The organism is Shewanella sp. BJSY2023SW001, assembly GCF_047314685.1.
Classification (GTDB): domain Bacteria; phylum Pseudomonadota; class Gammaproteobacteria; order Enterobacterales; family Shewanellaceae; genus Shewanella; species Shewanella indica.
Genome location: NZ_JBKORF010000033.1, coordinates 67111 through 78344 on the forward strand (window position 1 = coordinate 67111; position 11234 = coordinate 78344).

10 protein-coding genes and 1 pseudogene are annotated in these 11234 nt (G+C 47.6%); 7 read left to right on the plus strand and 4 right to left on the minus strand.

Going from position 1 to position 11234, the window contains the following annotated elements; translation table 11 throughout:
- Positions 1-22 precede the first annotated feature (22 nt).
- Genes ACMHXH_RS08025 through eexR form a run of 6 tightly spaced genes read left to right on the plus strand, consistent with a single transcriptional unit; the run spans position 23 to position 3391 of the window.
- A complete protein-coding gene (locus tag ACMHXH_RS08025) occupies positions 23-892 on the plus strand; it encodes a hypothetical protein (protein WP_145574801.1) in 870 nt (289 codons plus the stop codon).
- Positions 879-1541 (plus strand): DUF6475 domain-containing protein, encoded by a 663-nt coding sequence (locus ACMHXH_RS08030; protein ID WP_145574804.1) that lies wholly within the window; start codon positions 879-881, stop codon positions 1539-1541. Before ACMHXH_RS08025 ends, ACMHXH_RS08030 begins: the two co-directional genes overlap by 14 nt.
- Positions 1528-2076 carry a lytic transglycosylase domain-containing protein gene (locus tag ACMHXH_RS08035; RefSeq protein ID WP_145574806.1) on the plus strand — a complete coding sequence of 183 codons (549 nt, stop codon included), beginning with the start codon at positions 1528-1530 and terminating at the stop codon, positions 2074-2076. Before ACMHXH_RS08030 ends, ACMHXH_RS08035 begins: the two co-directional genes overlap by 14 nt.
- Positions 2073-2372, plus strand: a complete 300-nt coding sequence (locus ACMHXH_RS08040; RefSeq protein ID WP_000210563.1) for a flagellar transcriptional regulator FlhD — start codon at positions 2073-2075, stop codon at positions 2370-2372. The genes ACMHXH_RS08035 and ACMHXH_RS08040 overlap by 4 nt, the downstream gene beginning before the upstream one ends.
- Entirely contained in the window at positions 2369-2902 is a 534-nt protein-coding gene (locus ACMHXH_RS08045; protein ID WP_145574809.1) for a FlhC family transcriptional regulator, read from the plus strand. The genes ACMHXH_RS08040 and ACMHXH_RS08045 overlap by 4 nt, the downstream gene beginning before the upstream one ends.
- Before the next feature lie 57 nt (positions 2903-2959).
- Entirely contained in the window at positions 2960-3391 is a 432-nt protein-coding gene (gene eexR, locus ACMHXH_RS08050; RefSeq protein WP_413737937.1) for an entry exclusion protein EexR, read from the plus strand.
- Positions 3392-3423: 32 nt separating this feature from the next.
- Here the strand turns inward: eexR and ACMHXH_RS08055 are convergent, their stop codons facing one another.
- From ACMHXH_RS08055 to ACMHXH_RS08065, 3 genes are read right to left on the minus strand one after another with little or no spacing between them, the layout of a single operon-like run.
- On the minus strand, positions 3424-6993 hold the full coding sequence (locus ACMHXH_RS08055; RefSeq protein WP_145574814.1) for a conjugal transfer protein TraG N-terminal domain-containing protein: 3570 nt from the start codon (positions 6991-6993) through the stop codon (positions 3424-3426).
- Between the two features lie 3 nt (positions 6994-6996).
- Positions 6997-8385, minus strand: a complete 1389-nt coding sequence (locus ACMHXH_RS08060; RefSeq protein ID WP_145574817.1) for a conjugal transfer protein TraH — start codon at positions 8383-8385, stop codon at positions 6997-6999.
- A 2-nt stretch (positions 8386-8387) separates the two neighbouring features.
- Positions 8388-9332, minus strand: a complete 945-nt coding sequence (locus tag ACMHXH_RS08065; RefSeq protein WP_145574818.1) for a thioredoxin family protein — start codon at positions 9330-9332, stop codon at positions 8388-8390.
- Between the two features lie 302 nt (positions 9333-9634).
- Between ACMHXH_RS08065 and ACMHXH_RS08070 the strand changes: the two are divergent.
- Positions 9635-10002: pseudogene (locus ACMHXH_RS08070) on the plus strand (transposase); the annotation flags it as partial.
- 31 nt (positions 10003-10033) lie between these two features.
- Here ACMHXH_RS08070 and ACMHXH_RS08075 read toward each other — a convergent pair.
- Positions 10034-11184, minus strand: a protein-coding gene (locus ACMHXH_RS08075; RefSeq protein WP_145574846.1) for an IS3 family transposase whose coding sequence is annotated in 2 segments (ribosomal slippage) — positions 10034-10941 and positions 10941-11184 — 1152 coding nt in all. Because the reading frame shifts where the segments join, the coding sequence is not laid out codon by codon here.
- Between the last annotated feature and the right edge of the window lie 50 nt (positions 11185-11234).

An 11234-nucleotide genomic window follows, 5' to 3' on the forward strand; every position in this document is an offset into this window, starting at 1 on the left:
AAACACAAAAGCGAGTTCCTCCATGCGTGATTATGGCAAGGTCTATACCCGCTTTTGGCTAAAGCAAAACGTTTTGTCCTGGAGTGACTCAGCGAAGTTGCTAGGACTGTATTTGCTTACATGCCCGCATTGTAATTTGCTTGGCTGCTTTCGACTGCCGATTGGTTACGTTGCTTCTGACTTGAACTGGGATGAGCAACAGGTTGCCAAGGCGTTAAGTGAGTTAGAACAAGATCAGTTCCTCATTCGTTGCGAGGAATCCGGTTGGACTTTGATTCGGAGCTTTCTGAAGCACAACCCAATCGAAAACCCAAACCAAGGTAAGGCAGCCTTTCGGTTGTTTAAAGATGTACCTGCCGACTTCGTTGGTATGGCATCGCTTTTGAAATCTCTTGCCGCTTTTCAAGCTCGGCTACCAGAAGAATTTTCATCATTGTTTATGCCTGATGGCAACCCGGTAAGGGACTCTCAACGGTCGGATGACTCTGAGAGAAGCAATAAACCAACAGTTAAAACTGTTGACCACATACAGTTTGAAGACTTCTGGGATGTACAAATACGCAAAGAAAAAAAAGCGAAAGCCAAAGAAGAATGGCTACGCATGGGCCTCAATGAAGACCATGAACTCGCCTTGGAAGTGCTAACACGCTGGAAAGAGCAACGAGACAACCGATTACAGTATCAAGATCGGACTAAGACCCCTATGCCACATAACTGGCTTTTAAACCGGCAATGGGAAGACGAGTACGTTCGCATTGATGAAGTACAGCAATCATCGACGAGCCTAAAGGGCAGCAATCATCAATTGAATATTGAAGAAAGCAATCGCCGCATTGCTGAAAGCTGGGCCGGACCAGGTATTCGGGAGGTTCGTTCAAGTGCAGGAGGTTGATAAACGCGAGTTTGCTGAAGTTTGGGGAGCTGCTTGGGCCATGTATGGCAAAAGCGTATCACCACAATTGCTATCCATCGCATTTGAAGCCCTTCGTGCTTACAGCATTGAAGAAGTGCGAATCGGTCTGACTCGGCATATTCAATCCCCGGATACTGGGCAATTTTTTCCAAAGCCCGCTGACGTCATCAAGCATATCGATGGCAACTCTGGCTCAAGAGCGATGGTTGCTTGGAACAAAGTTGACAAGGCTGTTCGTCAGGTTGGCGCTTGGACATCCGTGATGTTTGACGATGCGTTTATTCACCGCGTTATTTCAGACATGGGGGGATGGGTTGAACTCTGCAAGGTTGACGACAGGGAATACCCCTTTAAGCAAAAAGAGTTTTTAGCACGCTACCAGGCTTACTTGCTCCGGGACGAAGTGGGTGAATACCCAAGGCTATTACAGGGTATTGCAGACCATCAGAACCAGCAAAAAGGATTTGATATGCAAGCGCCGGTTGCCGTGGGCGACTGGTCAAAAGCGGCACAAGTTTATACGAGAGGCATCGCCGACTTTAGCGCAGTGCCTTTAAAAAGAATAAGCCCGAAAGCCATTCAAGCGCTTCTCGGAAATGAATTAGAGGACAAAAATGATAACGATTAAAGCAAAAACGATTGCCCTAGCGATAGCCATGTCCGCAAGCACTTCAGTCTATGCGTTTCCGGGCTATCAGTGGGAAAAAGCAGCACAAAGCGTTGGTATTGATCCAGTCATGCTCTACGCCGTTGCCTTGGCTGAGTCCGCCTCACATCGCGGTCTCAACATGACCAGTCCATGGCCATACGCAATTCGCAATGGTTCAAATGCAACTTACGCCAAATCTCAGACAGAAGCGGAGCAACTGTTAAACCAAGCACTGCAAGAGAGTGAAAAATACCAGCTCGATATTGGCCTTATGCAAATCAATTTGCATTGGCATGGGCATCGTGTGAGCTCACCGGCAGAACTGCTAGACCCCATCACCAACCTTACGGTCGGCTCAAATATTTTGGCCGAAGCAATCAAGTCTTCACCAAACGATTTAGAGCTTGGCATAGGCCGCTATCACAGTTGGAACGAAGAGCGAGCACGCTGGTATGGACAAAGAGTGCTTTCTATTTATCGCAATATTTTACATGAACTGGAGGTCCGTCAATGACAACCAATCAACAAGACTTCTATCAATTAAATTTGGCGTACCTGCACGCAGCACGAGAATTAGCGCGAATTGATCCGCAAGAGGCGGTCTTGCGCTTTGGACTTACACGCGACGTGGTTGATGCTCTGATTAATGCTGGTGTTGACGACCTGCAACGAGTGGCGACCTCATCATTCATGCTGTTTCAACCAAGGGGTAACCAAAGCCAACTGATTGAGATGGTGAAGAGCAAAGGCACAGGTATCCCAAGAATCGCTTATTTATTATCAACCCTAAACAACAAGGGGGATGCATGATTGATAACCTGTCCAAAAGTGAGCTGTTTACCCGAGCCTCGCTGCTTATTAAATACGGATTTAGAACAACCATAATCGCGCTCGATACTGGTTTGCCAATCCACATTATCAGAAGGCTTCATAAAGAAGTGACTGGCAAGTCACCTTGTCCTGGTCAATTGCCAGAATCTGATGCCATTGTTAAAAGCAGAAGAGCCTTAGTTGAAGGCTCCCTGCTGATGGCGCTTTATGTCAATATTGGTGGTGACAATGTCTACAAGCAATTAAATATCGATGCTTTGATGAAGGCTTACGATGCGTACTTGGTTGCAAGAGAAGAAGCAGCTCTTCCAGCTGAGATCCCCTGGAAAAAGCTGACCATCAATGAAGGTTGGGTTCTAGCTCGTGATTTAAGATCTCAGCTTGCATCCTTACACCGGTGTCGATGCGGTAGTCTGTATTTGACGGTATCTCAACAGCGCATTCAGCTTAAATGTCCTGTGTGTGAGATTATGGCCGAGCAAACCACTAGAGCACTTTTTGAGAACTAACATGCTGATGCATGATTTGATTGTGCACCGCCCGTGCACTTTGAGAGAACTAAGAAGATGGCAAACTTACTTAAATCTTTAGCTGCACGCTGCTGGGTTATATCACTGGGGCTTTTTCTGGCGACTTTGGCTGCGGCTCATTTTTTTCCATCAGAAATATTAACGCCATCTGCCAAGTTAGCGGCTTTGCCATTTCTGATTTGCACCATCGTTTTTTTCAGCTACTTGGGATTCAAAGCAACTGCTAATCCTATCGGCCTTATAACCATCACCACTATGTTTTTAGCAATCGCATATTGGCAAGCGAGTTGGGCAATTTTATGTGTCGGTTTAGCTTACTTAGGCTTAAGCGAACTAATCCATTTATTTCAAAGACAACTGAAAGATACCGGTCGAGAACTAAGCCTGAGCGAAAAAAAATATTGGTACTGGGTAAACGAATTTGCAGACGGTCGCTCATCTATCCTCCCAAAAAGGCCAAAAAAATAGCCAGCCCATCACAAGCTGGCTACCTTCTGTTTTTAGTTCCTTCCTGAAGCCTGGTTATAGGCCCTAATATCGATCAAGTTGTTCTGAGCATAATCTCCCGCAAGCGATGCATTTGAGATAACCGCTATCTGCTTATCCACAAATGCTTTATCTTCTTCGGACACACTGTAAGGGATGTAAGCGCCACTCTCATCCTTTTGACGATACTCATTTAGCATTTGCTCCCTTAGGCCAAGCATTTCAGGCGACCAACTCGATGAGTCTTCAGAGTTGAATACGCGCCCCGCCAAACCTTCATTGAAAGCTTGAGCGAACACTTGACTTTGAATCGGGGTCAATCCCATTCTCTGCCCTTCGCTGTATGCCTCCTGTTTAAAATCATCGGCGTACTGTTCTAAAAACTCACCATATCGATTGTTAACTGCCGCACCGAATGCCCCAGCCAACATGGCTTCAGACTTAGTGCCCCAGTTAACTTCGGAGGCATACTGCGAACTCGATCCACTGTATGCATCATTAAACGCCGTCAAAGGATTTTCTAAAGAGGTTCCTGCATCAACGGCGGCTTTTACCCCATCCCATGTTGATTTGCTGGCCACCGTTGCATTGTGCAAGAAACCTCGTGAGCCAGGATCTTCAAGCGCTTGTTCTTTGTAACTCTCATAGTCTTCGCCAAAGTGATTCAAGGTATGCAGTGCTGCATCAGTATGCTTGCCACTGAAATCACCAATAGCACTGGCGCTGTTGAAGAACATTTCAGCACCAGAAACTCCACTATCATCAGCCATAATGCGAGATCGCCACTGAGAGCCAGCTTCACTGTTTAGTCCGGATTGATAGGTGCTTGTGTCAGAAGCTACGGCCTGCTTGGCTTGTTGCTGATGCGCATTCAACTGTCCATCTATACCAGACAGATTGGTTTGGTAAGCCGATTGAGCCGAATTGAACTGCGTTTGAACTGTTGCAGCATCCTCATAGCCTCCCAGAACACCGGATTCAACTTGGCTTTGAGTGCCACCAAAAGTAGGTGCAGTTGATGACAAGCTTTCATTAGAGCGTGGCTGAATAGATCGTAAATCGGCTCCAGTAGCCATGGCCATAACAGTCATTGCAGCTTGATAGTCATTGTCGCGTTCAGCGGGCGTTGAAGAGTTGCTATAGGTTAAAGACTCCATAGCTGCGGCCACATACGCCTGATTATCATCAGGTAGCAAGCGCTGATACATTGGAAGGTTTTCACGTAATCGGTTACCGGCTTCAACATGCTGGTTCATATAGCGACCTAAATAATCCATGACTTCAGGATTATCCGCTGCTAATCGGGTTAACGTCGCACCATCAGTATTTCTTTGTCCTGATAGACTGTAGCTGGCCTGATCAAGCTCACTAAAGCGGTTTGATGCCGTGACAACGTCTTGTGCTGAACTCTGAAGAGACTGATAGTCTTGGTTAGACAAGGACATCTCAACGCCAGAACGTCTTGAATCTGAAAGGTCCTTAACCATTGCATCGCGATACTCTGCACGTCGTGAATCACTTGATGCCAAGCTTTGCATCTCCCCAGTGAGCATATTTGCGGTCGTAGACCGAGAACTGCCTTCTGACGACTCAACTTGGCCACTAAAGTTACCACCTAGATCCAACCCAGCTCGTAACCGTGATATTTTTGGCACTCTTGAGGATTCAGGCTTATCGACTCCAGGCAAGCTACCTTGTGGGGAGTCATTCCCCCCTGTACCAAGTAATCTTCCCAAGAACCCTTTGTCTGCTACTTCTTTATCACCGGTATTTGTAATAGTTCCATCGCCACCGACCCTTAGGCCTCCCGATAACACGCCAGATACCAAGCCACGTACAGCGTCTTTTTTATCGTCTCCGAAACCATACCGTGTTTGCAGGTCATCAGTAACCTGATTAACAACGGCGCTAGATGCGGAGTTAGATGAGCCGATCTGACGTCCAACCGACGACAGGTTGTCGTAACTTAGCTTTTCACCAAAAGTTCGACTCATGGTATTCCCAACCTGACGACTAAAGGCTTGGGTTGCCTGAGTCATGGATTCTTTTGCAGAGCCGACCATTGAACCCACTGCGTTTCCGACAGAGAAACTGCTAAGTAGGTTTGACGCGCCGGTCATAGCAGAACCAGTGAGGGCTGAATTTTGGAACATTGACTGTGATTGCATCACCGGGGCATTTTTCGCGACATCTGGACTAGCCAGCTTTTCATCAATGGCATCACCGTTTTGAAGACGTCCAGCCAAGTGGGTAGCGGTTATTGCTGAGCCATACACGAGCATGAGCGAAATCGCCGGAACACTCGACGCCAACATGCCGCCAGTAGCTATCCAGGTTTGCAGCACTGAATCCATCTGCATCATCCCAGCAAAAGATGGCACTTCTGTACCTGCAAAGGCATCAAGAGCCGACATTTTCCCAGCAACAGTTAAATGGATATATAGGTTAATGATGGCCATGACAGGCATCCAAAGTTGAATCCAAAGCAGGATTAACAAGTACTTCCCGGCCATTCGCATCCCGATTTGGCCAAGGGCTATCACAAAGGCCATCAAAGGGGTGATGGCGTAAATGAAACCCTCAAAAAACGTCATCATCGGACGAACGATACTTTGGAACAGGGTCTGCTCCGCCGCCCATTGTGTATTGCGCTGTTCAATCGCTTGGTTAACCATAACGGCTGCGGTGAAAGCTTGATCATCCATATACTTGCCCGTCACGCTTTGCTCATAAATAGGCAAAAGCACTGACGCGGTCATGTACTCTTGGGTGTTAACCGAAGCCAAACCAAGATTATTCAGTGCATTTCGGATCACGTCATCAGTGTCCGTTGCTGACGAAGTCCCCAATGAGGCTGACAGAACCTGTTTAAGCCTTGGAATGAAGGTTGATTCTGTCATGAGTTTCAGCTGGCTATAGGCATCGGTGCAGTCCAGATCGCTACTGCTACCACTGAGCATGATGCGCGTGCCATAAATGCGCGAATCAAACCTAATCGCAGTCATCGGGTTAGGATCACTCAGCACCTGATCGAGGTTCTTTTGGCCAATGTCGATACCAATCAAGGTGCACTCTTTGATGTAGTTAAACCACGATTGCTCGATGTCCGAACCGGCGACACGATTTGCATCACCCAACCCCGAGCGATCCATCACCTGTTTTCTCACTGTAATCAGTGATTGTAAACTGGATGCAAAGCCGTATTCCGTCATGGCGGGAGTTGAGAACGCCGTTTCAAACAATCGCGTGATTTGAAAGCCAACAGTCGAAATCGTACTACCTGCGGCAGCAACACCGATGGGCACATTATCAACCACTCGAACTTGTCCCGTGTACGCATCCTCAATGCTCACTCGGGTACTGGGTCCAAACATGGTTGCAAAGACTAGCCATGAGACTAAAACGTGTTGAAAGTTAATCCCACGACCGCCTTGCATTAAGGCCTGAACAGAGATCATCAATACCCCAATGAGCAAGCCAATCCGAACCATTGAAGTAAAGTCGCCTGTACCAGTGATCATCGCGACAGCGTTCAAGACCTGCTCTAAAAATGCCGAATCCCCAATGGAATAGATCTCCCACATGACCTATTCCCCCAGTGCCGTAGATTTAACGGTGTAATAACGCTGCTTGCGAATGGTCTGAATCACCTGATTAAAATGCGCCAGCAACTCTTGCTCTGAACCGTATCTTCGCTGTAACGCGGCGTACTCCTCATTGATTTGGCGACGTGCACGTTCAAGGTCTTCGGTTAACAACTTCGCATAGGCATGATCTTCCACACCAGAGGTGCTTCTAGCTGCGTTGAGCATGTCCTCAACCAATGCACGGGCCATCTCAACAGCAATAAATGGTGCTGCTCGTGAAGCAAACGACCTAGCGGCACCTTCATTTAATGCAGAAAGTGTTCGAATCATGCCGCCAATGCTCGCAGGAGCCGAGGTCATAAAAGCCTTTTCGGTGGTGCTAGCAGCCCCTGTATTTCGAGCAAACTTAAAAATAATGCCGTTACTGGAACCTGTACCAAGAAGTAAATTTTCTACCTGGGTTGATAACCCGGTAAGAGTCACGTTAGTGATTGTTGGGTTCAGACAACCGTCTTGCGTCACTGTGTCACATCGGTACATAGCGACGTTGCCGCCATGAATTAGATGCTCAATAGTCACTTTATTGCCATTCAGTCTGGTCAGTTTTGGGGCTTTACCTTGGCCATCAGCGGCATTAGCAAGATCACCAACAATGATCGAACCAGTCACCGACATAACCGCTTCAAGAAAACGGTCATCCCCCGATGCAAACCAGCTTGATGCCGAGTGACGTTTCAATGCTCGCCAAACCAAATTACCTTTAATTGTTTTGTTCACATCAGTTGCCGCGACACTCGAAGCGTTCTCATATGGGTTCTTACCATTGGATTCACTCCAACTGGTAAAAACGTCTCCAGCCCCTTTAAGTGAGCTCAACATGCTGGCTTCTGTTTGCCCCTTTTTACCAAAAGCAGCCAGGGTATCGTTCACAACTCCCTGAGCCATTTGACAGGAATTGCCGAAATACTCGTTCAACTGCTGGATTTTCTTTTGCAGTGTCTCCATGTGCTGAGAGCATTTCTCACACATAGCACTGAGCGCTAATTGGAATGCGTATCCCTTGGCATTTGCCGCTACAGAGCGAAGTAATTGAACAAACTGATCCGCGTTAACAAAAGACAAACTTCCAGCGAACATATCAATGCCGCCACAACCTGCTTGGAATGACGGAGGCACCATTGAGACGAGGTTCTCGTTCATGATCCTGTTACGGACAACAACGCTTCCACCAGATATCACACCACGCCGTTGACTCTCGAATACACCAGGCGCAGTGGTGTTGGTCATTGAACCAAACAACTGATTCATCTCCTGTTGCAAGCTTGCTTGGCTCATAGATGAAAAACCAATCGCACAGGCGATTAGCGATACTTGGAATACTTTTTTCATCGTTATAACCCTCCTTGTGCACGCAGATAGCGAACAAGGAACTCAGGGTCCTGTAATATTTTTTCGTTAAGCTCTTGGGCTGACATCGCGAGTGAAACGCCGGGCTGAACAGGTCTGGTGGCATAGTAAGTTTGATCGTCAATCCAACCGGCTTGATGGGCTGCAAGAATGATTCGATTATTGAGCTCATCAAGGCTCATTGCGCCCTGGCCAATCGGAGTGATGACATTAGGCGGGTTAACTAAAAAGACCGCAGGAACAGTCGTAACGGACAACGATTGTGCTTGTCCTGAATCGACTTTGTAATTTGGAAATTCTCCACTTGGTAAAGGCAAGCCATCGACAGCAATAGCAAACACCTCGAAACCGTAGTTCAAAGCCATGGATTCGATGATAGGCGCTTGAGCATGGCAATAAGGGCAATCCGAACGATAGAAGAAGAACAAGCCAGCCCGTTTTGCTACTTCACCTAAAGCAACATCCCGTTGAGCGCCAGCTTCTCGATCCATCCGATTGGCAGCATAGGTCGCCAAGGGTCTGCGACTGATTTCATCCAAAACAGGATCGCCCATGACCACCTGCTGACTAACATCAGCAAACTGTGAGCCCTTATCCATCATGACGCGCTGGAGATACAGATAGGCTCTGACGTTCTCACTCGTTGGCTCATCAATTGCCTTGTCCATAAACGATTGCATATGCTCTCGGAACCATGCAGCACTGAAAGGCTTCAGCTCGTCCTGACTGGACTCAACGGAACCAAATTCCTGCTTTAAGAGCTCTTCAGCCTCCGCTGGCTCAGGAATGACCTGATACCAAAACCAGCCTTCCTGACCACGCTGATAGAATGGCCCATCACTGGCATGGGCGGGCAAGATGAATAGAAAGAAAATAATGATTGGGATGGTCACCCATAGGATGAACCAAGGTAACAAGGGGGTTCTCATTGTCAGCTCCAGAAAATTTCACAGAGCTAACATGCTAAAGATCCCCGTCAGTGCCATTGGCCAGATAGATGAAGGAATTATGTGTGTTTCTGACTAGCTGTTGTGACCAGTAACAGTAACAACAGCTAAATTTAACGAGCCAAATTTATTATTGGACCGCTTTGAGCGATAAGTGGTCGGTCAGATGAACTCGTTTTTGGACAGAAGTGAGTTGGCGATTCTCAGAAGTGGTCCCCAATTTTCGGACATGACTTTAAGTGATTGATCTGTTTTGATAGTACCCAACAATACTGGAACAGATTATGACTAGAAAACGTAGAAACCACTCTCCTGAGTTCAAAGCTAAAGTGGCACTTGCTGCCGCCAAAGGTGATAAAACTGTTGCTGAGTTAGCGCAGAAGTACAACCTGCACCCTAACCAAATCTCAACATGGAAAAAAGAGTTGCTTGAAAATGCTGCCATGATTTTTGCTTCTGAAACTCAGTCGGGCAAGGACAGCTCCGAAGAAGTGGACAAACTCCACGCCAAGATCGGTCAATTGACCATGGAAAATGATTTTTTGGCCAAAGTGCTCGGTCGCTAGACCGAGCACAGCGAAAAAGTTCGCTGGATAAATCTACCCTGTTACCAATAAAGCGTCAGTGCGAGCTTCTTAATGTTGCTCGCTCTATGATCCGCACCGCTAATACAGGACACGCTACTAAGCAACACTCTTTAGTTCATAGTTTTCTGGACTGATATAGCCCAGAGCACTGTGCCTTCTTGTTCGATTGTAATCAACCTCGATGTATTCAAACACAGCCCGACGCATTGTTTCTCGATTCATGATTGGCTCGTATTGCACCGCTTCAACCTTCAACGAGTGGAAGAAGCTTTCGGCGCAAGCATTATCCCAACAATTCCCTTTACGGCTCATGCTTATCTTCAAACCATGCGCCAAAGCTAGGTTTCGATAAGCGTGTGAGCAGTACTGGCTGCCTCTATCGCTGTGAACGATGACTCCTGTGGGCATGCCGCGACGAAACAGTGCCATACGGAGCGCATTACAGGTTAAGTCAGCTGTCATTCGGGGGCTCATCGCCCACCCTACGACAGCGCGTGAGTAAAGGTCGATGATAACGGCCAAGTACAGCCAGCCCTCGCTGGTCATTAGGTAGGTGATGTCGCCCACCCATTTTTCATTGGGCGCCGCAGCGGTAAAGTCTCTCCCAAGCAGGTTTGGCGCTACAGGAAGGCGATGGTCGCTGTTAGTCGTCACTTTGAATTTGCGGGCTGCTTTGGGCACGAGCTGTTGCCGTCTCATGCTATCAGCAATGGTTTTTACATTGGCTCTCTCGCCGTCATCTGCCAGTTCGGCCTGAATGCGTCGGGCACCATCGCGCTGTTTGCTGGCGTCAAATGCGGCCTTGATTTTCCTATCCCTGTCATCACGTTTCAGTTGTCGTTTACCAAGCTCGGAGCTGGCGTTACGCCATGCATAATACCCACTACGCGAGACCTTGAGCACAACAGTCATACGCTTTACCGAGAAGCGATGCTGGTGCTCAAGCATGAATGCAAACCGGTTCACTTTTGATTCTTCGCGAAGTAGGTAGCCGCCTTTTTTAGAATGGCGAGGTCCTCTGCTTGCTCTGCGAGCTGGCGTTTGAGTCGCGCCACTTCGGCCGTGAGCTCAGCTTCGCGCTGACTGGTGTTCGTATTCTTCTCTGCGGCATTACGCCAGTTGTAGAGTTGGGAGTCGTATATACCCAGCTTTTTAGCGGCGGCGCTTACCCCTTTGATTTTTGCTAGCTTAAGGGCTTCAGCTTTGTACTCAGATGTATAGGTTTGTCGTTTGGTCTTTGATGTCATTGTTCACCTCGTTAAACGATTTTACTCGCTTAGCGTGGTGTCCAAAACTA